The organism is Pseudomonas sp. AM14(2022) (assembly GCF_036346455.1).
GTDB classification, from domain to species: domain Bacteria; phylum Pseudomonadota; class Gammaproteobacteria; order Pseudomonadales; family Pseudomonadaceae; genus Aquipseudomonas; species Aquipseudomonas putida_A.
The window spans coordinates 470258-497231 of record NZ_JAOTNY010000004.1 but is presented as its reverse complement, the minus strand read 5'-3'; the positions used below and the strand labels follow the sequence as shown (position 1 = coordinate 497231).

The following is a 26974-nucleotide window of genomic DNA, read 5'->3' as shown; positions in this document are numbered from 1 at the left end:
ATTCCAACAACAAGGATGCCTTCGAAGTGAGCTCAGTCAACAAGTCGATATTGTTGGTCGATGACGACCAGGAAATACGCGAGTTGCTGGAAACCTACCTGACCCGCGCCGGGTTTCAGGTGCGGGCCACGGCCGATGGCGCCAGTTTCCGCCAGGCCCTCAACGAGGCGCCCAGCGATCTGGTGATCCTCGATGTGATGCTGCCCGATGAAGACGGTTTCAGCCTGTGCCGCTGGGTGCGCCAGCATCCGCGCCAGGCGCAGGTGCCGATCATCATGCTCACCGCCAGTTCCGACGAAGCCGATCGGGTAATCGGGCTGGAGCTCGGCGCTGACGACTACCTCGGCAAACCTTTCAGCCCCCGTGAACTGCAAGCGCGAATCAAGGCTTTGCTGCGGCGTGCGCAGTTCGGTCAGGAACGCAGCGGCAGCGACGTGCTGGCCTTCGACGAGTGGCGGCTGGACATGGTCAGCCATCGACTGTTCCACACCGACGGCGAAGAAGTGATTCTCTCCGGCGCCGACTTCGCGTTGCTGAAGTTGTTTCTCGATCATCCGCAGGAAATTCTCGACCGCGACACCATCGGCAACGCCACCCGTGGCCGTGACCTGATGCCGCTCGACCGGATTGTCGACATGGCCGTCAGCCGTTTGCGTCAGCGCCTGCGTGACACGGAAAAACCGCCACGGCTGATCCGCACCGTGCGCGGCAGCGGCTACCAACTGGCAGCCAATGTGGTTGCCGGCAATGCTCACTGAGTCGCTGCGCCGGCTCGCCAGCAAAGTGCCGGTACCGCGTTCGCTGCTTGGGCGGATGCTGCTGCTGACCTTGTTGGCGGTGTTGTTTGCGCAGACGTTGTCGAGCGTGATCTGGGTTTCGCAACTGCGTGCCACCCAGCTCGAAGGCCTGGTCACCAGCGCCCGCAGCCTTGCCCATTCGATGACCGCCAGCGTCAGTTATTTCCGTTCGCTGCCAGTGGCTTACCGGCCGCTGGTGCTCGACCAGTTGCGCAGCATGGGCGGCACCCGTTTCGTGGTGACGCTCAACGACAAACCGCTGGGTATGGACGTGCTGCCGATCACTCCGCGAAAGGCCGCGGTGATTCAAGCGGTGGATGAAGTGCTGCGCCAGTCGCTGGGCCATGACACTGATATTTCGGTGACCTTCGTCAGCCCCGAGGATCTGCGGATCTTCAATGCCGGGCTGAAACTCGATGAGCTGCCGCGTTCGTGGGCGCATTACGCGCTGACGCTGGAACCGGTGAATCCGCCGGTGCTGGTCACGCAGATTCAGATGGCGCCGGGCGAATGGCTGTACATCGCCTCGCTGTTGCCCGAACCCTACACCAGTCTTGAAGAGCAAGGCCTGCCGGCGCAGCAGGTGTGGTTCATCGTCCTCACCAGCGGCTTTTTGCTGCTGTTCATCGGCCTGCTGGTGCACTGGCAGAGCCGGCCGCTCAAGCGTCTGGCGCGGGCGGCGCGGGATCTGTCGCTGGGTGCCGATGTCGAGCCGGTGGCCGAGGGCGGCGGCAGTGAAGTGGTGGAAGTGGGTCGTGCGTTCAACACCATGCGCGAACGCATCAGCCGTTACCTGACCGAACGCAGCCAGTTGTTCAGCGCGATTTCCCATGACCTGCGCACGCCGATTACCCGCCTGCGCTTGCGTGTCGAGCTGCTCGAAGACGAGAAACTGCAAGCCAAGTTCGGTCGCGATCTGGATGAACTGGAGTTGCTGGTCAAAGGCGCGCTGCAGTGCGTGAAAGACACCGACATCCACGAGAACATCGAACCGGTGGATCTCAATCATGTGCTCGATTGTCTGGTGGAGCCGTACCTGGCGCCCAACGGCAATGGCCGCGTGACCCAGCAGGGCAAGGCACTGGCGGCGTATCCGGGCAAGCCTCTGGCGTTGAAGCGCTGCATCGGCAACCTGATCGACAACGCGTTGAAGTACGGGCAGAACGCGCACCTGCACATCGATGACGATGAGCGCGCGTTTGTCCTGCACGTCGACGACGAAGGCCCGGGCGTACCGGAGCAGCGGCTGGAGCAGGTGTTCGAGCCGCACTTTCGTTTGGCCGGGCAGCAGCAGGGTTATGGTCTCGGATTGGGCATTGCGCGCAACATTGCCCACAGCCATGGCGGTGAGGTGACGTTGCAGAATTTGCGTGAGGGCGGGTTGCGGGTGACGTTGCAGTTGCCGCGCAGTGCTGACTGATACCGCCCCTGTGGCGAGGGAGCTTGCTCCCGCTGGACTGCGCAGCAGGCCTCTTTTGGTGCCGCTTCGCGCCACAGCGGGAGCAAGCTCCCTCGCCACAAGTAATATTTGAATGTCACGAGCTGGTGACAAAACCCGCCCCCTTCGTTACAAGCCCACCCCGGCCCGTTGTTTAGACTGCCCGCAGTCATAACAACAAAAAAGGGCCACTCATGGACACCTTTCACCCAGACTTCAGCAGTTGGCTGAATGCCCCTGCCCACCAGCAATGGCTCGCCGACGAAGGTCTGCGCCTGCTGGCATTCGCCAAGGCTTCCAGACTGCCCGAGGGTTTCGGCAATCTCGACGAGCGCGGCCGTTTGCCGGCGCACGCGCAAGCCGAAACCATGAACACTGCACGCATGACCCACAGTTTCGCCATGGCTCACATTCAGGGTCTGCCGGGGTTCGCGGAGCTGGTCGATCACGGCATTGCGGCGCTGCGCGGGCCGTTGCGGGATGCGCTGCACGGCGGCTGGTTTGCGGTCGCCGAACATCGCGATGGCAACACCGGCAAGAGCGCCTATCTGCATGCCTTTGTCGCACTCGCGGCCAGCTCGGCGGTGGTCGCGCAGCGTCCCGGCGCCCAGGCGCTGCTGGATGATGCGATCGACATCATCGACACGTATTTCTGGAGCGAAGAAGAGGGCGCCATGCGCGAATTCTTCAACCGCGACTGGCGCGAAGAAGAAGCCTATCGCGGCGCCAACAGCAACATGCACGCCACCGAAGCGTTCCTCGCGCTGGCCGATGTCACTGAAGATCCGCGCTGGCTGGTACGTGCGCAGCGCATCGTCGAGCGGGTGATTCACGGTCACGCCGCCGCCAATGGCTACATGGTCATCGAACACTTCGACCGCGACTGGCAACCGCTGCGCGAATACAACCGCGACAATCCGGCCGACGGCTTCCGCCCTTACGGCACCACGCCGGGCCACGGTTTCGAGTGGGCGCGGCTGTTGCTGCACCTTGAAGCCGCGCGGGTTCAGGCCGGGATGCTCACGCCGGGTTGGCTGGCGACCGATGCACAGAAACTCTTCGAACAGAATTGCCGAAACGGCTGGGACGTCGATGGCGCGCCGGGGATCGTTTACACCCTCGACTGGGGCAACAAAGCCGTGGTGCGTCATCGCTTGCACTGGACCCATGCTGAAGCCAGCGCGGCTGCCAGCGCCTTGCTCAAACGCACCGGTGATGCGCAATACGAAACCTGGTACCGGCTGTTCTGGGAATTCTGTGAAGGCCATTTCATCGATCGCTGCGACGGCAGCTGGCATCACGAACTCGATCCGCAAAACCGTCCGAGCGCCGATATCTGGCCGGGCAAACCCGATCTGTATCATGCCTGGCAGGCAGTACTGATCCCTCGTCTACCCTTGTCACCGAGTATGGCGACAGCTCTGGCGCAAATATCCCGGCCTGTTCCTGTGTAACCATGTGGTGACATTTGCGCGTCCCTTCGTTACCTGCGAAGGGAATCGCCCTGTTTAAACTCCTGTGCAGCGCAAGCACCAGACTTGCATGCATAACAACAAGAAAGGTACATCTCAGATGAATGCGATTTCTCGCCTCGCTACTGTCATTTCTGTCGCCTCCCTGTTCCCGCTCGCAATTCTGCCTCTCAGTGTTTCCGCTGCCGAATCCAAAGGTTCGGTCGAAGTCGTGCACTGGTGGACGTCCGGTGGCGAAAAAGCCGCTGTCGATGTGCTCAAGGCGCAAGTTGAAAAAGACGGTTTCACCTGGAAAGACGGCGCTGTCGCCGGCGGTGGCGGTGCCACGGCGATGACCGTGCTGAAAAGCCGCGCCGTTGCCGGCAACCCACCAGGTGTCGCCCAGATCAAGGGCCCGGACATCCAGGAGTGGGCTTCCACCGGTCTGCTCGACACCGACGTCCTGAAGGACGTGGCCAAAGAAGAGAAGTGGGACAGCCTGCTCGACAAGAAAGTCTCCGATACCGTGAAGTACGACGGTGATTACGTGGCCGTACCGGTGAACATTCACCGGGTGAACTGGCTGTGGATCAACCCGGAAGTCTTCAAAAAGGCCGGCATCACCAAGAACCCGACCACCCTCGAAGAATTCTACGCCGCCGGCGACAAGCTCAAGGCTGCGGGCTTCATCCCGCTGGCCCACGGCGGTCAGCCTTGGCAGGACAGCACCGTGTTCGAAGCCGTGGTGCTCTCGGTCATGGGCGTTGATGGTTACAAGAAAGCCCTGGTCGACCTGGACAACAAAGCGCTGACCGGTCCGGAAATGGTCAAGGCGCTGACCGAGCTGAAGAAAGTCGCGACCTACATGGATCAGGACGGCAAAGGCCAGGACTGGAACCTGGAAGCGGCCAAGGTCATCAACGGCAAGGCCGGCATGCAGATCATGGGTGACTGGGCCAAGTCCGAATGGACCGCCGCCAAGAAAGTCGCCGGCAAGGATTACGAGTGCGTGGCCTTCCCGGGGACCGACAAGGCGTTCACCTACAACATCGACTCCCTGGCGGTGTTCAAGCAGAAAGACAAAGGCACTGCGGCCGGTCAGCAGGACATCGCCAAAGTCGTGCTGGGTGAAAACTTCCAGAAAGTCTTCAGCATCAACAAAGGCTCGATCCCGGTACGTAACGACATGTTGAACAACATGGACAAACTCGGTTTCGACTCCTGCGCGCAGACCGCTGCCAAGGACTTCCTGGCAGACGCCAAGTCCGGTGGCCTGCAGCCGAGCATGGCGCACAACATGGCGACCACGCTGGCGGTGCAGGGCGCGTTCTTTGATGTCGTGACCAACTACATCAACGACCCGAAAGCCGACCCGGCCGATGCGGCCAAGAAACTGGGCGCGGCGGTTCAGTCGGCCAAGTAATCCTTGGCCCCTGTAGGAGTGAGCCTGCTCGCGATAGCAGTTTGTCAGGTAACAGATTCATCAACTGACACACCGCAATCGCGAGCAGGCTCACTCCTACAAGGGGACGAGTTGCCCAAGTAGTCCTTTTCTCTCGTACTGGATTTCCCCATGAGTTCTGTTGCTGTGTTCAGCAAGGCCTCGCCGTTCGATGCACTGCAGCGCTGGCTACCGAAACTGGTGCTGGCGCCGAGCATGTTCATCGTGCTGGTGGGCTTCTATGGCTACATCCTGTGGACGTTCGTGCTGTCGTTCACCACCTCGACGTTCCTGCCCAACTACAAGTGGGCCGGCCTGGCGCAATACGCGCGGCTGTTCGACAACGATCGCTGGTGGGTGGCGAGCAAGAACCTCGCGGTGTTCGGTGGCATGTTCATCGGCATTACGCTGGTGATCGGCGTGCTGCTGGCGGTGTTCCTCGACCAGCGCATCCGTCGCGAAGGCTTTATCCGCACCATTTACCTGTACCCGATGGCGCTCTCGATGATCGTCACCGGTACCGCGTGGAAATGGCTGCTCAACCCGGGCATGGGCCTGGACAAATTGTTGCGTGACTGGGGCTGGGAAGGCTTCCGTCTGGACTGGCTGATCGACCCGGATCGCGTGGTCTACTGCCTGGTGATCGCCGCCGTGTGGCAAGCCTCGGGCTTCATCATGGCGATGTTCCTCGCCGGCCTGCGCGGGGTTGATCAGTCGATCATCCGTGCCGCACAGATCGACGGCGCGAGCATGCCGACCATCTACTGGAAAGTCGTGCTGCCAAGCCTGCGTCCGGTGTTCTTCAGTGCGGTGATGATTCTGGCGCACATCGCGATCAAGAGCTTCGACCTGGTCGCGGCGATGACGGCGGGTGGCCCGGGTTATTCCTCCGACCTGCCGGCGATGTTCATGTACTCCTTCACCTTCAGTCGCGGCCAGATGGGCATGGGCTCGGCCAGTGCGATTCTGATGCTCGGTGCGATTCTCGCGATCATCGTGCCTTACCTGTACTCCGAGCTGAGGACCAAGCGTAATGACTAGTCTCGCTGCCAAACCCGCTTTCAGCCTGAGTCGCGTGGCGATCTACGCGGTGCTGATCCTCGCGGTCCTGCTGTACCTGATTCCGCTGGTGGTGATGCTGCTGACCAGTTTCAAGACCCCGGAAGACATCAGCACCGGCAACCTGCTGAGCTGGCCGACCGTGGTCAGCGGCATCGGCTGGGTCAAGGCCTGGGCCACGGTTGACGGTTACTTCTGGAACTCGATCAAGATCACCGTACCGGCCGTGGTCATCTCCACCGCCATCGGCGCGTTGAACGGCTACGTGCTGTCGTTCTGGCGCTTCCGCGGTTCGCAGCTGTTCTTCGGTCTGCTGCTGTTCGGCTGCTTCCTGCCGTTCCAGACCGTGCTGCTGCCAGCCTCGTTCACGCTCGGCAAGATGGGCCTGGCGAGCACCACCACCGGCCTCGTCTTCGTCCACGTGGTCTACGGTCTGGCGTTTACCACGCTGTTTTTCCGTAATTACTACGTGAGCATTCCCGATGCGCTGATCAAGGCTGCACGGCTGGATGGCGCGGGTTTCTTCACGATTTTCCGGCAGATCATTCTGCCGATGTCGACCCCGATCATCATGGTTTGCCTCATCTGGCAGTTCACCCAGATCTGGAACGACTTCCTGTTCGGTGTGGTGTTCTCCAGCGGTGATTCGCAACCGATCACGGTGGCGCTGAACAACCTGGTCAACACCAGCACCGGCGCCAAGGAATACAACGTTGATATGGCAGCGGCGATGATCGCCGGCCTGCCGACCCTGCTGGTCTATGTGGTCGCAGGCAAGTATTTCGTGCGCGGGCTGACGGCCGGCGCAGTCAAGGGGTAATCATGGCTACGCTCGAACTTCGCAACGTCAACAAGACTTATGGTGCCGGCCTGCCGGACACCCTGAAGAACATCGAACTGTCGATCAAGGACGGTGAGTTCCTGATCCTGGTCGGCCCGTCGGGCTGTGGCAAGTCGACCCTGATGAACTGCATCGCCGGCCTCGAGACCATCACCGGTGGCGCGATCATGATCGGCGATCAGGACGTCAGCGGCATGAGCCCGAAGGATCGTGACATCGCCATGGTGTTCCAGTCCTACGCGCTGTACCCGACCATGAGCGTGCGCGAGAACATCGAGTTCGGTCTGAAAATTCGCAAGATGAGCCAGTCGGCGATCGACGAAGAAGTCGCGCGCGTGGCCAAGCTGCTGCAGATCGAACACTTGCTCAACCGCAAGCCGGGCCAGCTCTCCGGTGGTCAGCAACAGCGGGTGGCGATGGGCCGTGCGTTGGCGCGTCGTCCGAAGATCTATCTGTTCGACGAACCGCTGTCCAACCTCGACGCCAAGCTGCGCGTCGAGATGCGCACCGAAATGAAACTGATGCACCAGCGCCTGAAAACCACCACGGTCTACGTGACCCACGACCAGATCGAAGCAATGACCCTGGGCGACAAAGTGGCGGTGATGAAGGACGGGATCATTCAGCAGTTCGGCACGCCGAAAGAGATCTACAACGACCCGGCCAACCTGTTCGTCGCGAGCTTTATCGGTTCGCCGCCGATGAACTTCATTCCGCTGCGTCTGCAACGCAAGGACGGTCGTCTGCTGGCGCTGCTCGACAGCGGTCAGGCGCGTTGCGAGTTGCCGATGAGCATGCAGGATGCAGGGCTGGAAGATCGCGAAGTGATCCTCGGCCTGCGCCCGGAACAGATTGTTCTGGCGAACGGCGAGGGCAATGGTCTGCCGAGCATCAAGGCCGAAGTGCAGGTCACCGAGCCGACCGGTCCGGACACCCTGGTGTTCGTCAACCTGAATGAGACCAAGGTCTGCTGCCGCCTGGCGCCGGACGTGGCACCGCAGGTGGGCGAAACCCTGACCCTGCAATTCGATCCGTCGAAAGTGTTGTTGTTCGATGCCAGGACTGGCGAGCGTCTGGGCGTTGCGGGCCAGGCGCAGACCGAAGCGCGGTCGGCGAACGTGGCCCAGTTCAAGGGTCGCTGAAGATCAATGTAGGAGTGAGCCTGCTCGCGATGACGGTGTATCAGTCGACAGAGATGTTGAATGTAAAACCGCTATCGCGAGCAGGCTCACTCCTACAAGGAGCAAGCGCTGCCCGGTCTGTCGAGCATCGCAATTTATGTAAACCGCGTTGGAAAAAAACAGTTAATAACAATAAAGACGAGGATGTAGGGATGAAAAAGAAACACGTCAATGCCCGGTTGATCTGCCAAGTGTCAGCTGCGGCGGCATTGGTGCTGGCCGGTAACGCCATGGCGGCGGATGCCTTCAGCTCCGACTCGAAATGGATGACCGGTGACTGGGGTGGCGAGCGGACCAAGCTGATCGAGCAGGGTATCGACATCAAGGCTGACTACGTTGGGGAAATGGGCGCCAACCTGCATGGCGGCTATAACGACGACAAGACCGGTCGCTACAGCGATCAGTTCGGTCTGGGCGTGGCGCTGGACCTGCAAAAACTCTGGGGCTGGGACAACACTCAGGCCAAGATCCAGCTGACCAACCGTAACGGGCAAAACATCTCCAACGACCGCGTTGGCGATCCGCGTGCCGGCACTCTGTCGTCTTCGCAGGAAGTCTACGGTCGTGGCCACATGGTGCGTCTGACCCAGTTGTGGATTCAGCACCAGTTCTTCGACAACAAGCTGGACGTCAAGGCCGGTTACTTCGGTGAAGGCGAAGACTTCAACACCTTCCCGTGCGACTTCCAGAACCTGGCGTTCTGCGGCTCGCAAGTGGGTAACTGGGCGACCAACATCTGGTACAACTGGCCGGTCAGCCAGGCCGCGATCCGTGTGAAGTACAACATCAACGACGAGCTCTACGCGCAAATCGGTGCGTACAACCAGAACCCGTCGCAGCTGGAACACGGCAACGGCTTCAAGCTCAGCGGCAGCGGCACCAAAGGCACCGTTCTGCCAGTCGAACTGGTCTGGTCGCCGAAGGTCAACAGCCTGCCGGGCGAATACCGCGTCGGTTACTACAAGAGCACGGCTGACGCCAATGACGTCCGTGAAGACGTCAACGGCTTCGACGCTGCAACCACTGGCGACGCGTACAAGACCCACAGCAGCAAACACGGCTACTGGTTCGTCGCGCAGCAGCAACTCACCAGCCACAACGGTGATGCTTCGCGCGGTCTGAACATCGCCGCCAACGCCACGTTCCACGACAAGGACACCAACTTCATCGACAACTACCAGTCGGTGATGTTTGTCTACAAGGGCCCGTTCGACGCGCGTCCTAAAGATGACGTCGGCATTGGTGCGGCGCGTATCCACGTCAACGATGACGTGAAGAAAAACGCCGAGTTCCTGAATGCTTCCAACGGTGTTTCGGACTACGACAACCCGGTGTTCTCGCCAATTCGTGAAACCGAATACAACTACGAGATCAACTACGGCTTCCACGTCACCAACTGGCTGACCGTACGCCCTAACCTGCAATACATCACTCACCCGGGTGGTGTGGATGAAGTGGACAACGCTTTGGTCGCTGGCCTGAAAATTCAGTCTACGTTCTAACGCTGTTGCGATAAGCTCCTCTCTATGTGCGCATATTTGCGGACAGCCAAGGCTGTCCGCTTTTTTTTGCGACTCGTATACAAGGTTTGTGTCGTGCCCATTTGTGGCGAGGGAGCTCGCTCCCGCTCGGCTGCGCAGCAGTCGTAAATCCTGATGATGAGGTTTAAATGACACACCGCAGTGAATGGTTTTGGGGCCGCTTCGCAGCCCAGCGGGAGCAAGCTCCCTCGCCACAAGAGCAATGTGGATTGTTGAGTACCCCCATGATTTTCAGGACCGTGGCCAATGCATGAGCATCCGCTGCAACGCTTCTTCAAATCCCTGCGCGAACGACCGGTGTTTGCCTGGGAGCGCTATCAGATGCGCGATGTGCTGGTGATCGACCATCCGCTGTGTCAGGCGGTGTTCAGCCGCCAGGGCGCGCAGTTGCTGCACTTTCAGCCACGCGGGCAGAAACCGTGGTTGTGGTGTGCGGCGAAGTGGCCGCACGTTGGCGCCATTCGCGGCGGCGTGCCGGTGTGCTGGCCGTGGTATGGCCGCCATCCGAGCGAAAATGCCTGGCCATCCCATGGCTGGGCACGACTGCTCGACTGGAAATTGCTCGACAGCAGCAGCGCCGAGGATGGCGTGCGACTGCACTGGCAATTGCAGTTGTGCGACTGGCAGGTTGACCTGCATGCGCACCTGGGTGAACGCATGGAGTTACGCCTGAGCACCGAGCATCAGGACGACATGCCGTGCCAATTGAGCCAGGCTTTGCACGCTTACTGGCGTATTGGTGATGTCGGTGAGATAGCGCTGTCTGGGCTCGAAGGTGCGCAGGGTTATGACCAACTGAGCCGCCAGTCCTGTCAGCAGGAAGGCGAGCTACGCGTCGATGGCGGTTGTCAGCGGGTGTTCCAGCACGACGGCGAATTACAGCTCAAGGATCACGCCTGGCAGCGCGAGTTGTGCATCGATACCGGTGACAGCGGAGACACCGTGGTCTGGCATCCGGGCTCGCGCCCCCTGTTGGGCGTGAGCTGGGATGAAGTGACGGAGTTTGTCTGTGTCGAAGCGGCGGCGGGCGGTACCGACAGCCTGCATCTGGCGCCGGGGGAGAAGGCGCATTTGAGTTTGCAGGCGTGGGCGGCGGCCTAGATTTGCGGTGAGTCGACTGGCGCCTTCGCGAGCAAGCCCGCTCCCACAGTAGATGGCATTCCAATTGAAGGAACCCGATCACCTGTGGGAGCGGGCTTGCTCGCGAAGAGGCCGGATCAATCAGCCTAAATTCTGGATCAGTTGAACTCATCACCCACCGGATACCGGCTGGCATTCAAGCTCTCTTTGATCTTGCGCAGATGCGGCTGGAAATCCACCCCGCGACGCAGCGTCATGCCGGTCGCCAGCACATCCAGTACCGTCAACTGAATGATCCGCGAGGTCATCGGCATATAGATGTCGGTGTCTTCCGGCAGCGGAATGTTCAGGCTCAGGGTACTGGCTTTGGCCAGCGGTGAATTCTCGGCGGTCAGGCCCAGCACCGAAGCGCCGTTCTCCCGGGCGATGCGCGCCACTTCCACCAGTTCGCGGGTGCGGCCGGTGTAGGAAATGATCACGAACAGCTCACCGGTATGCGCCACCGAAGCAATCATTCGCTGCATCAGCACATCGGCATGGGCGGTGACGGCGAGGTTGAAACGGAAGAATTTGTGCTGCGCATCCAAAGCCACAGGCGCTGACGCACCGAGGCCGAAGAAGTGAATCTGCCGCGCCTGAATCAACAGGTCGACGGCGCGGCTGATCAGGTTCGGATCGAGCGCCTGACAAGCACTGTCCAGCGAAGCGATGGCGCTGCCGAAAATCTTCTGCGTGTACGCCTCGGGATTGTCATCGGCCTCCACTGCACGGCTGACATACGCTGCGCCACTGGCCAGGCTTTGCGCCAGTTGCAGCTTGAGTTCAGGGTAGCCGCTGACACCGAACGAACGGCAGAAACGGTTGACCGTCGGCTCGCTCACCGATGCGGCCTGGGCGAGGGCGGCGATGCTGAAGCGGGTGGCCTGCTGCGGGTTGAGCAGGATCACCTCGGCGACTTTGCGTTCGGCCTTGTTCAGCTCTTCAAGGCGACTCTGGATCTGTTCCAGTAAATTTCGCACGCGGTCCATATGGAATTCCTAATTCACCTGCGCAAAGGTGCGCCGGGCTATGCAAATTGGGCCTTTGATGTGGCCCGTAACGGTGGCCTATCCTACTGGTGGCTCCGACCGACCACCACTCGGAATCTGTATTTTGCGAAAATGTTGTGGTTATTACTACATTTTCCCTTGAGTGATGCCTTGAAAAAAGGTATTTGTAGCTTAACTTGATAAAAGAACAAACATCATGCCTTCGATTACGGTTGAACCGTGCACCTTTGCCTTGTTCGGCGCTCTGGGCGATCTGGCCCTGCGCAAGCTGTTTCCTGCCCTTTATCACCTCGATGGCGCCGACCTGTTGCACGAAGACACGCGCATCATCGCGCTGGCCCGTGAACCCGGTTCCGAGCAGCAGCACCTGGCGTTCATCGCCGCCGAATTGCGCCGTTACGTCGGCAAAGAGCTGGACGAGGCCGTGGCCGAGCGCTTTCTGGCGCGCCTGAGCTACCTGCACGTCGACTTCCTCAAGGCTGAAGACTATGTGGCTCTGGCCGAAGCCGCCGGCAGCGCGCAACGCATGATTGCCTACTTCGCCACACCGGCAGCGGTGTACGGCGCGATCTGCGAGAACCTGGCGAAAGTCGGTCTGGCAGAAAACACCCGCGTGGTCCTGGAAAAGCCGATCGGCTCCGATCTGGAATCCTCGCGCAAGGTGAACGACGCCGTGGCGCAGTTCTTCCCGGAGAACCGCACCTACCGCATTGACCACTACCTGGGCAAAGAGACCGTCCAGAACCTGATCGCCCTGCGTTTCGCCAACAGCCTGTTCGAAACCCAGTGGAACCAGAATTACATCTCCCACGTGGAAATCACCGTGGCCGAGAAGGTCGGCATCGAGGGCCGTTGGGGCTACTTCGACAAGGCCGGCCAGCTGCGCGACATGATCCAGAATCACCTGTTGCAGCTGCTGTGCCTGATCGCCATGGACCCGCCGGCCGACCTGTCCGCCGACAGCATCCGTGACGAAAAGGTGAAAGTGCTCAAGGCCCTGGCGCCGATCAGCCCGGAAGGCCTGACCACCCAAGTGGTGCGCGGTCAGTACATCGCCGGGCACAGCGAAGGCAAGTCCGTGCCGGGCTACCTCGAAGAGCCGAACTCCAACACCCAGAGCGACACGGAAACCTTCGTCGCCCTGCGTGCCGACATCCGCAACTGGCGCTGGGCCGGTGTGCCGTTCTACCTGCGCACCGGCAAGCGCATGCCGCAGAAACTGTCGCAGATCGTCATCCACTTCAAGGAACCGTCGCACTACATTTTCGCGCCGGAACAGCGCCTGCAGATCAGCAACAAGCTGATCATCCGTCTGCAACCGGACGAAGGCATTTCCTTGCGGGTGATGACCAAGGAGCAGGGCCTGGACAAGGGCATGCAGCTGCGCAGCGGTCCGCTGCAACTGAATTTCTCCGACACCTGGCGCAGCGCACGGATCCCCGATGCCTATGAGCGGTTGTTGCTGGAAGTGATGAACGGCAATCAGAACCTGTTTGTCCGTAAAGATGAAATCGAAGCCGCGTGGAAGTGGTGTGACCAGTTGATCGCCGGCTGGAAGAAGTCCGGTGACGCGCCCAAGCCGTATGCGGCCGGGTCGTGGGGGCCGATGAGCTCGATTGCACTGATCACGCGGGACGGGAGGTCGTGGTATGGCGATATCTGATGTGAAACTGCCCGCGGGCGTGAATGCCCACGAATTCAAGAGCCCGGTGCTGTTGGCCGAAGGTCTGGCGCTGAACGTCGCCAAGCAGTTGAGCGATGCCATCGCTGCACGCGGCAACGCGGTGCTGGTGGTCTCAGGCGGTCGCAGCCCGGTGGCGTTTTTTCAGCACCTGGCCAAGCAGGAGCTGGACTGGTCGAAGGTCGTCGTGACCCTCGCCGACGAACGCTGGGTACCGGTCGAACACGCCGACAGCAATGCCGGTCTGCTCAAGCAGTACCTGCTCAAGGGGCCGGCGGCGAAAGCAAAGTTCCTGAGCCTTTATAGCGCGGCGGCCAACGTCGAGCAGGCTGCGGAACAGGCCGACCGTCTGCTCGCGGAATTGCCGCCGATCGACGTGCTGGTGCTGGGCATGGGCGATGACGGTCACACCGCGTCGCTGTTCCCCGACAGCCCGAACCTGACTGAAGCCTTGCAGGCTGACGGCAGCCGTCGCTGCTGGCCGATGCTGGCGCCGAGCGTGCCGCGTCAACGCCTGACCATGAGCCGCGCGCTGCTGGCTTCGGCGAAGCACAAGATTCTGTCGATTTCCGGTCAGTCGAAACTGACCACTCTGAATGCCGCACTGGCATCCGACGACGTCGCGGCCATGCCGGTGCGCGCGTTTCTGCAACCTACGTTAGAGATTTACTGGTGCCCATGAGCCAAGGATCAGCCGCTATGAAAAATCCATCCCCGACCGTTTCCATGGCGGACAAAGTTGCCCTGATCGACAGCCTCTGCGCCAAGGCGCGGATCCTGCCAGTGATCACCATCGCCCGTGAACAGGACGTGCTGCCACTGGCCGACGCGCTGGCCGCCGGTGGCCTGACCGCGCTGGAAGTGACCCTGCGTTCGCAGTTCGGTCTCAAGGCGATCCAGATCCTGCGTGAGCAGCGTCCGGAACTGGTGACCGGTGCCGGCACCGTGCTTGATCGCAACATGCTTGCAGCAGCGGAAGCGGCGGGTTCGCAATTCATCGTCACCCCGGGCATCACCCGTGACCTGCTCGAAGCCAGCGTCGACAGCCCGATTCCGCTGTTGCCCGGCATCAGCAACGCCTCTGGCATCATGGAAGGCTATGGCCTGGGCTATCGCCGCTTCAAGCTGTTCCCGGCGGAAGTCAGCGGTGGCGTGGCAGCGATCAAGGCCCTCGGCGGCCCGTTCGGCGAAGTGAAATTCTGCCCGACCGGTGGCGTCGGCCCGGCCAACATCAAGAGCTACATGGCGCTGAAAAACGTCATGTGCGTGGGCGGTAGCTGGATGCTCGATCCCGAATGGATCAAGAACGGCGACTGGGCGCGCATTCAGGAATGCACCGCCGAGGCCCTGGCGCTGCTGGACTAAACGTTTTACCTGACACTTCGTTGTGTGTTCTACGGCTTTACGGTGCGCTTGGTCGGTGCACCGTTTTTTTTTGCCCGGCAAAAATACTCATGGAAACGGCGCGACACATAGTTACCGCACCGCGGGGCTCGTGCGCCGTTAATCTGCGTTCATCTTATGGAAAAGAGAACGCGTCATGGAACGAGACACTTCAACCGCATCGTCATCATCAATCTACCAGTTGGCCCCCGAGCAGATCGCCGGGCCGTACTTTCGCAATCCCAAATTGCTGCGGCGCAACATCAGCGAAGGCGCCGAAGGGCTACCCTTACTGTTGCGCCTGAGCATTGTCGACGCGATGACCGGTCAACCGGTGAGCGGAGCATTGGTGGACATCTGGCACTGCAATGCACGAGGCGCCTATTCGGGGTGGAGCCGGATCAATCCGGATCTGGAGGTCGACTCCGATGCTATCGGCTCGGTGCCGCGCACCGACGATGACACCTATCTGCGTGGCAGCCAGTTCTGCGATCAGCAGGGGCGGGTGCGCTTCACCACCATCTATCCGGGGTTCTATGCCGGTCGGGCGCTGCACATTCATGTGGCGGTGCGCATGGTCAGCGGCAGTGAATATCTGGAGGAGCGCAACGTGGCCTGGGTCGGTCAGCTGTATTTTCCCGAAGTGGTGTCACGCGCGGTGCTCAATGCCCGTGACTATCGTGGGCGTGCCTCGGCACCATTAAACAACGCCGATGACAGCTACTACAGCAACATGCGCGGCGAAGACTCGACCCTGACCGTGTGGCCGATCGGCCGCGACTCTCACGAGGACGGTTTCTTCGGCCACCTGACCATCGGCATCGACACCTTTGCCGCCTCGTCGTAGATCAAACCCGAGGACTTCGACAAGTACACCGTGTGAACCGATCAACGCAGCTCGTTGAGTGCACGGGTCAGCAACTGCATGTCAGCCGCAGTGGTGGTCAGCCCCGGCGTGATGCGAATGCTCGGCCCGCTCGCTGCGCCGTTGCGTACCACGGTGAACAGGTCGTACTCGTTGAGCAGGCGCTCGACCATTGCCTGTTGATCGGCGTGGCGAGTGAAACGCATCGAGGTGATCCCGCAATACAGGCGCGGATCGTCCGGGGTCATCACCTCGATCCCCGGCAGGTGCCGCACCGCGCTGACCCACAGATTGCGCAGGTAATTGAGCCGGGCGCTTTTGGCCGCAGCGCCGCCGAGCGAGCGGTGCTCCTCGAGCGCCAACGGCAGTGACATCAGCGCGGGAATGTTCGGCGTGCTGTACGGCGTGCGCGCGCGGACGTCGGTGGCCGGAAAGTGCATTTCGCCCATGTCCGGATCGATGTCGGCCAGACGCTGCGGGGCGATGTACAGAAAGCCCAGGGTCAATGGCGCGCCAATCCACTTGTGCAGGTTGAAACCGGCGAAGACGATGCCCATTGCCTCAAGGTTGAACTCGATCTGGCCAAGGGCGTGAGCGCCGTCGAGGATGATGTCCACGCCATGCTGTTTCGCCAGTTCGGCGACGGCCTGCACCGGCATCACCAGACCGGTGCGGTGGGTAACATGGGTCAGGGCCATCAGTTTGAGTTTCGGATAGCGGATGAAGGCTTCGCGGTAACTGTCCAGCAGGCTGTCGAAACTGGCCGGGTGAGTGTGGTTGATCTCGATCACGTCGACGCCGCGATGGCGTGACAGCCAGCGCATGGCACCTTTCACCGTGTCGTATTCCAGGTCGCTGATCAGCACCTGATCGCCCGGAAGCAGGCGATTGTAATTGCGGATCAGCGATTGCAGCGCATCACTGGCGTTGCGGGTGAAGGCCACGCTCTGCGCGCGCACACCGATGGTCTCGGCCAGTTGCGCACGGATCTCCAGGCTGTCGTGTTGTTCGAAACGCTGGCGCACGTACACCGAGTTGCTGGTGTTGATCAGCTCGATATTGCGCTGATAGTCCTCGATCACTGTGCGCGACATGCGCCCGAAGTAACCGTTCTCCAGGTTCAGCGGGCCGGTTTGCGCTTCGTAACGATCGGCGAAGGTTTGCCAGAACGCTTCGTCACGGGCACGGCGGGTGTTATCAGGCATGGTCGAGGCTCTAGGGAGGAGGGCGCTTCAGTGGCGCGGGGCAGGTTTGCCGTGTTTGGCGCGTAACGGTTCGAGCAGGTCCGACAGGCCGTTATGGTCGATTTCCTGCATCAGCGCCAGCAGTCCGCCGAGTTCGCCGTGAGGAAAACCCTCGCGGGCAAACCAGTTCAGGTAAGGCCCCGGCAGGTCGGCAATGATTCGGCCCTTGTACTTGCCGAAGGGCATTTCACGGGTGATCAGCAGTTCAAGTTTTTCAGGATTCATCAGTGGCAGTCATCTGGATTCAATCAGTCAGGAAAATACAGGCATTCTGCATGCAGGCCAAATGACAGATCATGCAAATAACCGTGATACAGATAGTTCAAATATCTTTAAGTTGTTGAAAAATAACGATTTATTTTTGAATGAAAAGCTGGCACGCACACTGCAATAACCCTTGCATCTTCAACCAACCGCAAGGAATTGAAAAATGACTGACATGAATAAAGAAGCGATCTCTGTACTCAACGACCTGATCGAAACCTGCAAGGACGGCCAGGAAGGGTTCAAGACTTGCGCTGAAGACATCAAGCATCCAGAACTCAAAACCCTGTTCGTGACCCGTTCTGCCGATTGCGCGACTGCCGCCGCTGAACTGCAGGCTGAAGTGCGTAAACTGGGCGGTGATCCGGAAACCTCTACCAGCGTCAGCGGTGACCTGCACCGTCGCTGGGTCGACGTCAAAGCCATGTTCACTGGCAAGGACGAAGAGGCTGTGCTGAACGAAGCCGAGCGCGGTGAAGACCACGCCCTGAAGGCCTATCGTGAAGCCATCGAGAAAATCAACAAGCACGGCCTGGTCGGTATTCGTGACCTGGTTGAGCGTCAGTACCACGGCGTACAACGCAACCACGACCAAGTGAAAGCCCTGCGTAACCAGGCTCGCGCTCGTTCGTAAGCCACGCTAAAAAACTGTGGGAGCGGGCTTGCTCGCGAAGCGGTGTGTCATGCAACGATGCTGTTGCTGACACGACCCCTTCGCGAGCAAGCCCGCTCCCACTTTCGTTTTGTGTACCTGATGATCAGCCGATGCTGATCGCCGGCAACGTCGGCAAGGTCACGGTCTGCTGCTTGCGCGGTGCCAGAATCTCGGCCTCGCCATCCACCACCAGCTCATCACGCTGGTTGAACACGCGAGTGGCGATGCGCACGCGAAACTTCGGCAGCTTCTCGAGAATTTCCAGGCGTACGGTCAGGGTGTCGCCAATCTTCACCGGCTTCTGAAAGCTCATCTGCTGACCGATGTAGATGGTGCCCGGCCCAGGCAGCTCGCACGCCACGGCCGCACTGATCAGTGCACCGCTGAACATGCCGTGGGCGATGCGTTCCTTGAACATGCTGGCGGCAGCGAACTCGGCATCCAGGTGCACCGGGTTGTGGTCGCCCGACATCGCGGCGAACAGCTGAATGTCGCGCTCTTCGACAGTCTTGCTGTAGCTGGCGGTCTGGCCGACTTCGAGGGCTTCGTAAGGGATGTTGGTAACCTGGGTCATCGGTCTTGATTCCTGTGACGGATTAAAGTGAATCCACAAAAAATTATTCGCTGCGATGGGGGCGGCGATGGCTCAGCGCCTGGTCGATCCAGGTCAGCACATCGGCAATCACTTCGTCGCGATTGGTTTCGTTGAACAATTCGTGCCGCGCCTGCGGGTAGATCTTCAGTTGCAGGTTCTGGCTGCCGGCCGAGCGCAACGCTTCGGCCAGATCTGTCAGACGCTTGCCTTCGCTCACCGGATCACATTCACCGCCGATCACCAGCAGCGGCAGGCCCGGGTCGATCTGGGCGAGATTGGACGCTTTGCTGATCTGCTGCAAGCCGCCGAGCAAGTCGATCCACAATTGATTGGTGCAGCGGAAGCCACACAACGGGTCGTTGGCATACAGATCGACCTCGACCGGGTCGCGGCTCAGCCAGTCGAACGGCGTGCGCGCCGGTTTGAATTTCTTGTTGAACGAGCCGAACGACAACCACTCGATCAGCGCACTGCGGCCCTTGCCACCCTGACGCAGTTTTTCGAAACGGGCGATTTGTCGCGCCGCGCCGTAAAGCGCCACCGGCTGGAAGTTCGAACCGCTGAGAATCGCCCCATGCAGGCTGGCGCTGTGATGCAGCAGGTAACCCTGAGCGAGGTAGCTGCCCATGCTGTGCCCGAGCAGGATGATTGGCACGTCGGGATGCTGCTGGCCGATGTGCTGATTGAGGCTGGCCAGATCGCCGATCACCTTGCACCAGCCGTCGTCATCGGCGAAATGCCCGAGCGTCCCGTGTTCGGCGGTTTTGCCATGGCCGCGCAGATCCGGGGCGTACACACCATAGCCTTGAGCACAGAACGCATGCGCCAGCCGCTCGTAGCGGGCGCTGTGTTCGGCCATGCCGTGGGCCAGCAGGATCAGCGCTTTCAAGGGCGCAGCCGGCAGCCACTGGTTGACGAACAGGCGGCTGCGGTCACTCGCGTCCAGCCAAAAGCCTCGGTGGATCATGGCAATTCCTTTTTTATCGAGCGGTATCGGCCCGCAGTCGTTGCATTGTATAGCGCGTCCGATCAGCTCACGCCACGGCAGGAAGATTCATACGATCAATGTCGCCATCGCCCATATTTGCCTCAATGGCCATAACTGCTAGTGTCCGTGAAGCTCCGCTTTTTGCTTTGTGCCCTCAGGGATCAGCGCGAAACCACAGAAAAGCGGCTCCCGGATCGATTCAGGTAAAAGAGGACAAGAACAATGCAACCTGATTTCTGGAATGACAAACGCCCCGCCGGCGTACCACTGGACATCGACATGGGCGAGTTCAAGTCGGTGATCGAGGTGTTTGAGCGTTCCTGCAAGAAATTCGCGGACCGTCCGGCCTTCAGCAATATGGGCGTGACCCTGACCTACGCTGAACTCGAGCGCTACAGCGCGGCGTTCGCCGGTTACCTGCAAGCCCACACCGATCTGGTGCCGGGGGATCGCATCGCGGTGCAGATGCCCAACGTGCTGCAATATCCGATTGCCGTGTTCGGTGCCTTGCGCGCCGGGCTGATCGTGGTCAACACCAACCCGCTGTACACCGCGCGCGAGATGCGCCACCAGTTCAAGGATTCCGGTGCCCGCGCGCTGGTGTACCTGAACATGTTCGGGCAGAAGGTCCAGGAAGTGCTGCCGGACACTGACATCCAGTACCTGATCGAAGCGAAGATGGGCGACATGATGCCCACCGCCAAGGGCTGGCTGATCAACACCGTGGTCAGCAAAGTGAAGAAAATGGTCCCGGACTATTCGCTGCCGCAGGCGATCTCGCTCAAGAGTGCGCTGCGCCTGGGCCGTGGTCTGGGGATCAAGCCGCTGAAAGTCGGTCTCGACGACATCGCCGTGTTGCAATACACCGGCGGCACCACCGGCCTGGCCAAGGGCGCGATGCTGACCCACGGCAACCTCGTGGCGAACATGCAGCAGGTGCGCGCGTGTCTTGCGCAGTTGGCGCCGGACGGTCAGCCATTGCTGCGCGAAGGGCAGGAGGTGATGGTGGCGCCATTGCCGCTGTACCACATCTATGCCTTCACGGCGAACTGCATGTGCATGATGGTTTCCGGCAACCACAACGTGCTGATCACCAATCCGCGCGACATCGCAGGCTTCATTAAAGAGCTGAAGAACTGGCGCTTCTCGGCGTTGCTCGGACTGAATACGTTGTTCGTCGCGCTGATGGAGCACCCGGACTTCAAGACCCTGGATTTCTCCAGCCTCAAGCTGACCAACTCCGGCGGTACCGCGCTGGTCAAGGCCACCGCCGAGCGCTGGGAGCAGATCACCGGTTGCTGCATCACCGAGGGTTACGGCCTCACGGAAACATCGCCGGTGGCCTGCACTAACCCGTATGGCGACAAGTCGCGTCTGGGCACCGTCGGTCTGCCGGTGCCGGGTACGCTGCTGAAGGTCATCGATGACGAGGGTGTCGAGCAGCCGATGGGCGAGCGTGGCGAGCTGTGCATCAAAGGCCCGCAGATCATGAAAGGCTACTGGCACAAACCCGAAGCCACCGCCGAAGTGCTGGATGCCGAGGGCTGGTTCAAGTCCGGTGATATTGCGGTGATCGACCCGGACGGTTTTGTGCGCATCGTCGATCGCAAGAAGGACATGATCATCGTCTCCGGCTTCAACGTGTATCCCAATGAGATCGAAGACGTGGTGATGGCCCACCCGAAAGTCGCCAACTGCGCGGTGATCGGTGTGCCGGACGAGCGTTCGGGCGAAGCGGTGAAGCTGTTTGTGGTGGCGCGGGAAACCGGGGTCAGCCTCGAAGAACTGAAGGCGTACTGCAAAGAGAATTTCACCGCTTACAAGGTGCCGAAACACATCGTGCTGCGTGAGTCGTTGCCGATGACGCCGGTCGGGAAGATTCTGCGGCGGGAGTTGCGCGATATCGCCTGATCGGTGAATGGCCGCGCGTGGCGCGGATCGCGGGCAAGCCACGCTCCCGCAGGGATCTCCACCAACCTTGTGAGAGCGGGCTTGCCCGCGATGCTTTTTTGGGGGGGAAGGCCCGGAAAACCGGGGCTTTCAGGGGTGTATAGGATTTTTGCTCTAAAATGACTGCTGGAAAGTCTTGAGTCACTAAAGTGACCATGGAGGCCGCTTTTGGCTCTAGTCGGCCCTCGGCAAAGCTGCTACTCTCGGCGCGCTTTGTGACTTCTCGGCCTGTAGAAAAGCCAGATTCACCAATACAAAACACACACCAATAATAATCGCATCAAATGCGGTGAAGAATTCGCGTTGCTGAGGAGTGGGCTTCCATGATCGAAGACTTTTGGAAGGATAAATACCCGGCTGGAATTGCTGCCGACATCAATCCAGACGAGTACCCGAATATTCAGGCAGTGTTGAAGCAATCCTGCCAACGCTTCGCCAACAAGCCGGCTTTCAGCAACCTGGGCAAGACAATCACCTACGGTGAACTGTACGAATTGTCCGGTGCGTTTGCCGCGTATCTGCAACAGCATACCGACTTGCAGCCCGGTGATCGAATCGCCGTGCAACTGCCCAACGTTCTGCAGTACCCGGTGGCCGTCTTCGGTGCGATCCGCGCCGGGCTGATCGTGGTCAACACCAACCCGCTATACACCGCGCGGGAAATGGAACACCAATTCAATGACTCCGGCGCCAAAGCCCTGGTGTGCCTGGCCAACATGGCGCACCTGGCGGAAGCCGTGGTGCCAAAAACCGGGGTCAAGCACGTCATCGTCACCGAAGTCGCCGACCTGCTGCCGCCGGTCAAGCGCCTGCTGATCAACAGCGTGATCAAGTACGTGAAGAAGATGGTGCCGGCCTATCACCTGCCCAAAGCCGTCAAGTTCAACGACGTGCTGAGCAAGGGCCAGGGCCAGCCGGTGGCCGAAGCCAATCCGCACAGCAGCGATGTCGCGGTGTTGCAGTACACCGGCGGCACCACCGGCGTGGCCAAAGGCGCGATGCTCACCCATCGCAACCTCGTCGCCAACATGCTGCAGTGCAAGGCGCTGATGGGCTCCAACCTCAATGAAGGTTGCGAGATCCTGATCACCCCTCTGCCGCTGTACCACATCTATGCGTTCACCTTTCATTGCATGGCGATGATGCTGATCGGCAACCACAACATCCTGATCAGCAACCCGCGCGACCTGCCGGCGATGGTCAAGGAACTGTCGAAATGGAAGTTCAGCGGTTTTGTCGGCCTGAACACGCTGTTCGTCGCGCTGTGCAACAACGAAGGTTTCCGCAAGCTGGATTTCTCCAACCTGAAAGTCACCCTGTCCGGCGGCATGGCCCTGCAACTGGCCGCCGCCGAGCGCTGGAAAGCGGTGACCGGTTGCTCGATCTGCGAAGGTTACGGCATGACCGAAACCAGCCCGGTGGCCACGGTCAACCCGATCCAGAACATTCAGATCGGCACCATCGGCATTCCGGTGCCGTCGACCCTGTGCAAAGTCATCGACGATGCGGGTGTCGAGCAGCCCATGGGCGAAATCGGCGAGCTGTGCGTCAAGGGCCCGCAAGTGATGAAGGGCTACTGGCAGCGTCAGGAAGCCACCGACGAGATCCTCGACAGCGAAGGCTGGCTGAAGACCGGTGATATCGCGCTGATCCAGCCCGATGGCTACATGCGCATTGTCGATCGCAAGAAAGACATGATCCTGGTATCCGGTTTCAACGTTTACCCGAACGAACTGGAAGACGTGCTGGCGACCCTGCCGGGCGTATTGCAGTGCGCGGCCATCGGCGTGCCGGACGAGAAGTCGGGCGAGGCGATCAAGATTTTCATCGTGGCCAAGCCGGGCGTGACCCTGACCAAGGAAACCGTGATGGACCACATGCGCGCCAACGTCACCGGTTACAAGGTGCCGCGTTCGGTGGAGTTCCGCGATGCGCTGCCGACCACCAACGTCGGCAAGATCCTGCGCCGTGAGTTGCGTGATGAAGAGCTGAAGAAGATCAAGGCCAAGTCCGCCGCCTGAAGCAAAAAGCCCCGCAGATGCGGGGCTTTTTGTTGGAATAGGTGGTGGATCTGTAGTGACTGTGATGCCGCCTTCGCGAGCAAGCCCGCTCCCACATTCAACCGCGTTCCTCCAGTTGGAATACAGTCAAATGTGGGAGCGGGCTTGCTCGCGAAGCTTTTCGGTTACTGCCGGAACGGCGCGAAATTCACGTTGGTTCCCGCCGGACGCATGTCCTGCAGATACGAATCCTTGTCTGCACTCAATTCCAGGCTCAACGCCGCCTTGCGCTTGCCTTCGTTGCGAATCACCAGGCCTTCGAGCTTTTCCCGCAGGAACACGGTCGGCACTTTCAGGTGCAGCAGTTCGTCGGTGGCCGGGGTGTGCATCAGCAGGTGAATCCACTCGTACTGACCGACGGCGAGGCGCGTCACCGGCAGGTCGAACCACCAGATGTTGCGGTTGCGGTTCAATTCGGCGAAGTGGCAGTTGTTGGTGCCGAGCACAGCGCCGCCCAGTTCCTGGTTGCGACGGGCAATGGCCTGCTTTTTATCGAGTTTCATAACATTCCTGCGGGATCTGATCGTTGGCGCACGGCGCCCATAGCTGCGCATTCTCGGGGCTTGCGGGGCAAACATAAAGCCCAACCTGCATGGCACGACGAAATGAAGGGCAAAAATAAATGAAACTCGTGGCAAACCCGGCCAGTCAATCTTTACGTACTGACTTTTCCCCTTCAATGCACCAAGGAGAAACACCATGAGTAGCACTGGCGATAAAGTAAAAGGCATGGCTAACGAAGCAGTCGGCAACGTCAAGCAAGGCGTCGGCAAAGCCACCGACAACACCAAGCTGCAAGCCGAAGGCAAACTGCAAGAGAAAAAAGGTGAAGCCCAGCAAGCTGTCGGCAAAGCCAAAGACGCCATCAAGAAAGGTGTCGACAAGGCGTAATTCCGCCTTGAACGAAACACACGAGCGGCCATCCAAGGATGGCCGTTTTTGTGTCAAAACCCGACAGCCATCCACGAAGGTCGCCAAGTAGGCTACCGTGATGTAGAAAACGGCCCCTGAGTCGCCACGACTTCAACCTGTAATGCGGCGAAAGGAGACGCGAATGATTTTTCCAGACATGAAAGGTCTGCCACTGCACCGGGTGATGGTGCGCACGGTCACTGAATTCGTCGACGACGAGATGTCGACCTACGCCTCGGCACTGGCCTACCAGATGCTGTTCTCGCTGTTCCCGTTCATTCTGTTTTTGATCGCCCTGATCGGTTTCCTGCACCTGCCGGACTTCTTTAGCTGGTTGCGCCTGCAGTCGGAACTGGTGCTGCCACCGCAGGCGCTGGAACAGGTCAACCCGGTGATCGATCAGTTGCAGCAGTCCAAGGGCGGCTTGCTTTCGGTCGGTATCGTCATCGCCCTGTACACCGCGTCTGCCGGCGTGCGGCTGATGATGAGCGCGATGAACGCCGCTTACGACGTGGTCGAGGGCCGGCCGATCTGGAAGCGTTTTCCGCTGTCGGTGTTCTACACCGTCGGCATTGCCGGCATGTTGCTGGTGGCGGCCGCACTGATGGTGCTCGGGCCGCAAGTGATGGGCTGGATTGCCGCGCAGGTGGGGCTGGAAGACTTCATCGTCACTGTGTGGACGATTGCGCGCTGGCCGGTGATCGTGTTTCTGATGATGGTCGCGGTGGCGCTGATCTATTACGTGATGCCCGACGTCAAACAGGAATTCCGTTTCATCACCCCCGGCTCGGTACTCGCCGTGGTGGTGTGGATCATCGCCTCACTGGGCTTTGCGTTCTACGTCAAAACCTTCGCCAACTACAACGCGATGTATGGCAGCATCGGGGCGATCATCGTGCTGTTGCTGTATTTCTACATTTCCTCGGCGGTGCTGCTGCTCGGCGCCGAGATGAATGCGGTGATCGAACACATGTCCAGCGAGGGCAAGGACGAGGGCGAGAAAGTCCCCGGCGAACTCGATGAACATCCCAAACAACATGTCTCTGGCCTGGGGCGTGACCACTCGCTCAAGCCGGACACTGACGAAGCCCGACCATGATCCGTGAAATCCTCAAAATGGGCGACGAACGCCTGCTGCGCATTGCTCCACCCGTGCCGCCGGAAATGTTCGACAGCCCCGAGCTGTGGCAACTGATCGATGACATGTTCCAGACCATGGAAAGCGTCGGTGGCGTCGGCCTGGCTGCGCCGCAGATCGGCGTCGACCTGCAACTGGTGATCTTCGGTTTCGAGCACAGCGAACGCTACCCGGACGCCGAGGCAGTGCCGCAGACAATCCTGATCAATCCGCTGATCACGCCGCTGAGTCCGCTGACCGAGGAGGGCTTTGAAGGCTGTCTGTCGGTGCCCGGCCTGCGCGGTGCGGTGGATCGTTATCAGCAGATTCGCTACGAAGGCTTTGATCCCAAGGGCGAGCCGATCGTACGCGTGGCGTCAGGCTTCCATGCGCGGGTAGTGCAGCACGAATGCGATCATCTGATCGGCCGCTTGTATCCGTCGCGGATTACCGATTTCAGCAAGTTCGGCTTTACCGAAGTGATGTTCCCGGATCTCGATCCCGCAGCCGACGACTGATCCTGAGAACACCTCTATCCCAATGTGGGAGCGGGCTTGCTCGCGAAGGCGTCGTATCAGTCAATTGATGCAGCGACTGACACGACGCCTTCGCGAGCAAGTTCGCTCCCACATTGGGATTCGCATCAGATCGAAGGTGTCAGCCCCATCGCAATCATCGGCTTGCTCCGCGCATACCGGCTCAACCGCTCGGCCAGTGCGTAGGGCAGGGCGGGATCGAAACTGAAACCGCGCCGCTCGTAAAACCCGCGCAAGTCCGGATGACAGAACAGCCACACCGGCTCCTGCAAATCCTTCACCGCCGCCGTGATCAACTCTCCGGCAATCCCTTGCTCACGGCAACCCGGATCAACAAACAATCCGGTCAACCAGTACCCGCCCGCCACCGGCCGCAAGCACAATGCGGCAACGATGTCCTCTCGACGGGCCACCCATAACTGCGCATCGCGCACCGCCTTCATCGACGATTGGTGGCGGCGGTAAAACTTGTTCATCAACGGCCACAAAGGCTCGTCGAGCAGGACGTATCGGGTATCAGGCATGGGATCGGACTGGCGGAGGGTCAAAGCGCCGATTATAAAAGAACGGGCGATGCTGGATAGGTGTATACCTGAGCCTACATCCCTGTGAGTGGAGTACGCATCATGTCCAAAGGTATGGATTCAAAGAAAGCCGCGAAGAAGAAACCGGTGAAGACGGCGATTGAAAAGCGTGCAGAGAAGAAAGCCAAGAAGGTCGATATTTTCGGTCATTGATCACGTCCTTCGGGAGCCCGTCCCCCGGGCTCCCGTTTCAGCGCAAAAATAATCTGCAAGATTGCTCGGCTTCGTTGCACAGAAGGGGAAGATTCCCGTTCCGAGCCAC

General features: G+C 60.0%; 26 protein-coding genes. 19 read left to right on the top strand and 7 right to left on the bottom strand.

From position 1 onward, the window contains the following. Positions 1–26: 26 nt before the first annotated feature. The 9 genes from V3W27_RS11830 (at position 27) to V3W27_RS11790 (ending at position 10850) form a co-directional block, all read left to right on the top strand. The gene (locus V3W27_RS11830; protein WP_007917879.1) at positions 27–758 is read left to right on the top strand and encodes a response regulator; all 732 of its coding nucleotides are present in this window, start codon (positions 27–29) and stop codon (positions 756–758) included. Then, entirely contained in the window at positions 748–2217 is a 1470-nt protein-coding gene (locus tag V3W27_RS11825) for an ATP-binding protein (RefSeq protein WP_134787168.1), read from the top strand. The genes V3W27_RS11830 and V3W27_RS11825 overlap by 11 nt, the downstream gene beginning before the upstream one ends. 212 nt (positions 2218–2429) lie before the next feature. Beyond that, positions 2430–3689 (top strand): D-mannose isomerase, encoded by a 1260-nt coding sequence (locus V3W27_RS11820; protein WP_330206654.1) that lies wholly within the window; start codon positions 2430–2432, stop codon positions 3687–3689. Positions 3690–3807: 118 nt separating this feature from the next. Next, a complete protein-coding gene (locus V3W27_RS11815) occupies positions 3808–5109 on the top strand; it encodes an ABC transporter substrate-binding protein (RefSeq protein ID WP_027612563.1) in 1302 nt (433 codons plus the stop codon). Positions 5110–5259: 150 nt separating this feature from the next. Next, on the top strand, positions 5260–6168 hold the full coding sequence (locus tag V3W27_RS11810; RefSeq protein ID WP_007917874.1) for a carbohydrate ABC transporter permease: 909 nt from the start codon (positions 5260–5262) through the stop codon (positions 6166–6168). Next, positions 6161–7006 carry a carbohydrate ABC transporter permease gene (locus V3W27_RS11805; protein WP_007969317.1) on the top strand — a complete coding sequence of 282 codons (846 nt, stop codon included), beginning with the start codon at positions 6161–6163 and terminating at the stop codon, positions 7004–7006. The genes V3W27_RS11810 and V3W27_RS11805 overlap by 8 nt, the downstream gene beginning before the upstream one ends. Before the next feature lie 2 nt (positions 7007–7008). Beyond that, entirely contained in the window at positions 7009–8169 is a 1161-nt protein-coding gene (locus V3W27_RS11800) for an ABC transporter ATP-binding protein (RefSeq protein ID WP_103369644.1), read from the top strand. A gap of 191 nt (positions 8170–8360) precedes the next feature. Beyond that, the gene (locus V3W27_RS11795) at positions 8361–9710 is read left to right on the top strand and encodes a carbohydrate porin (protein ID WP_027612565.1); all 1350 of its coding nucleotides are present in this window, start codon (positions 8361–8363) and stop codon (positions 9708–9710) included. 285 nt (positions 9711–9995) lie between these two features. Then, a complete protein-coding gene (locus tag V3W27_RS11790; RefSeq protein ID WP_007969321.1) occupies positions 9996–10850 on the top strand; it encodes a D-hexose-6-phosphate mutarotase in 855 nt (284 codons plus the stop codon). 137 nt (positions 10851–10987) lie between these two features. On the opposite strand, the gene V3W27_RS11785 is transcribed toward V3W27_RS11790, so the two are convergent. Then, a complete protein-coding gene (locus V3W27_RS11785; protein ID WP_169842436.1) occupies positions 10988–11848 on the bottom strand; it encodes a MurR/RpiR family transcriptional regulator in 861 nt (286 codons plus the stop codon). A gap of 226 nt (positions 11849–12074) precedes the next feature. Here V3W27_RS11785 and zwf point away from each other — a divergent pair, with 226 nt between their 5' ends. From zwf to V3W27_RS11765, 4 genes are all read left to right on the top strand, one after another. Next, complete coding sequence (gene zwf / locus V3W27_RS11780; protein ID WP_027612566.1) at positions 12075–13541, top strand: glucose-6-phosphate dehydrogenase; 1467 nt, start codon at positions 12075–12077, stop codon at positions 13539–13541. After that, positions 13528–14241 carry a 6-phosphogluconolactonase gene (gene pgl, locus V3W27_RS11775; RefSeq protein WP_027612567.1) on the top strand — a complete coding sequence of 238 codons (714 nt, stop codon included), beginning with the start codon at positions 13528–13530 and terminating at the stop codon, positions 14239–14241. Before zwf ends, pgl begins: the two co-directional genes overlap by 14 nt. A 17-nt stretch (positions 14242–14258) precedes the next feature. Beyond that, entirely contained in the window at positions 14259–14924 is a 666-nt protein-coding gene (locus V3W27_RS11770) for a bifunctional 4-hydroxy-2-oxoglutarate aldolase/2-dehydro-3-deoxy-phosphogluconate aldolase (RefSeq protein WP_003227433.1), read from the top strand. Positions 14925–15099: 175 nt separating this feature from the next. Then, positions 15100–15789 (top strand): intradiol ring-cleavage dioxygenase, encoded by a 690-nt coding sequence (locus tag V3W27_RS11765; RefSeq protein WP_330206653.1) that lies wholly within the window; start codon positions 15100–15102, stop codon positions 15787–15789. 41 nt (positions 15790–15830) lie between these two features. On the opposite strand, the gene V3W27_RS11760 is transcribed toward V3W27_RS11765, so the two are convergent. Beyond that, entirely contained in the window at positions 15831–17012 is a 1182-nt protein-coding gene (locus tag V3W27_RS11760; RefSeq protein WP_330206652.1) for an aminotransferase class V-fold PLP-dependent enzyme, read from the bottom strand. A 27-nt stretch (positions 17013–17039) separates the two neighbouring features. Continuing rightward, complete coding sequence (locus V3W27_RS11755) at positions 17040–17276, bottom strand: DUF3820 family protein (protein WP_003227425.1); 237 nt, start codon at positions 17274–17276, stop codon at positions 17040–17042. 205 nt (positions 17277–17481) lie between these two features. Between V3W27_RS11755 and V3W27_RS11750 the strand changes: the two genes are divergently transcribed. Beyond that, positions 17482–17949, top strand: a complete 468-nt coding sequence (locus V3W27_RS11750) for a ferritin-like domain-containing protein (protein WP_003227422.1) — start codon at positions 17482–17484, stop codon at positions 17947–17949. A gap of 124 nt (positions 17950–18073) precedes the next feature. Here V3W27_RS11750 and V3W27_RS11745 read toward each other — a convergent pair whose 3' ends face one another. Continuing rightward, complete coding sequence (locus tag V3W27_RS11745) at positions 18074–18544, bottom strand: MaoC family dehydratase (RefSeq protein ID WP_003227420.1); 471 nt, start codon at positions 18542–18544, stop codon at positions 18074–18076. 43 nt (positions 18545–18587) lie between these two features. Continuing rightward, entirely contained in the window at positions 18588–19532 is a 945-nt protein-coding gene (locus V3W27_RS11740; protein WP_330206651.1) for an alpha/beta hydrolase, read from the bottom strand. A gap of 243 nt (positions 19533–19775) precedes the next feature. Between V3W27_RS11740 and fadD2 the strand changes: the two genes are divergently transcribed. Both fadD2 and fadD1 read left to right on the top strand, forming a co-directional pair. Then, positions 19776–21464: a long-chain-fatty-acid--CoA ligase FadD2 gene (gene fadD2, locus V3W27_RS11735; protein WP_330206650.1), complete on the top strand. Its 1689-nt coding sequence runs from the start codon at positions 19776–19778 to the stop codon at positions 21462–21464. Between the two features lie 362 nt (positions 21465–21826). Next, complete coding sequence (fadD1, locus tag V3W27_RS11730; protein ID WP_183784121.1) at positions 21827–23524, top strand: long-chain-fatty-acid--CoA ligase FadD1; 1698 nt, start codon at positions 21827–21829, stop codon at positions 23522–23524. A 164-nt stretch (positions 23525–23688) separates the two neighbouring features. On the opposite strand, the gene V3W27_RS11725 is transcribed toward fadD1, so the two are convergent. Further along, positions 23689–24066, bottom strand: a complete 378-nt coding sequence (locus V3W27_RS11725) for a hypothetical protein (protein WP_007969330.1) — start codon at positions 24064–24066, stop codon at positions 23689–23691. 196 nt (positions 24067–24262) lie between these two features. On the opposite strand from V3W27_RS11725, the gene V3W27_RS11720 reads away from it, so the two are divergent. The 3 genes from V3W27_RS11720 (at position 24263) to def (ending at position 26110) form a co-directional block, all read left to right on the top strand. Then, the gene (locus V3W27_RS11720; RefSeq protein WP_027612573.1) at positions 24263–24454 is read left to right on the top strand and encodes a CsbD family protein; all 192 of its coding nucleotides are present in this window, start codon (positions 24263–24265) and stop codon (positions 24452–24454) included. A 163-nt stretch (positions 24455–24617) separates the two neighbouring features. Then, entirely contained in the window at positions 24618–25574 is a 957-nt protein-coding gene (locus tag V3W27_RS11715; RefSeq protein ID WP_047599583.1) for a YihY/virulence factor BrkB family protein, read from the top strand. Next, positions 25571–26110, top strand: coding sequence for a peptide deformylase (gene def / locus V3W27_RS11710; protein WP_103522058.1), 540 nt, complete (start codon positions 25571–25573; stop codon positions 26108–26110). Before V3W27_RS11715 ends, def begins: the two co-directional genes overlap by 4 nt. Before the next feature lie 125 nt (positions 26111–26235). On the opposite strand, the gene V3W27_RS11705 is transcribed toward def, so the two are convergent. Next, positions 26236–26652 (bottom strand): GNAT family N-acetyltransferase, encoded by a 417-nt coding sequence (locus tag V3W27_RS11705; RefSeq protein WP_330206649.1) that lies wholly within the window; start codon positions 26650–26652, stop codon positions 26236–26238. Between the last annotated feature and the right edge of the window lie 322 nt (positions 26653–26974).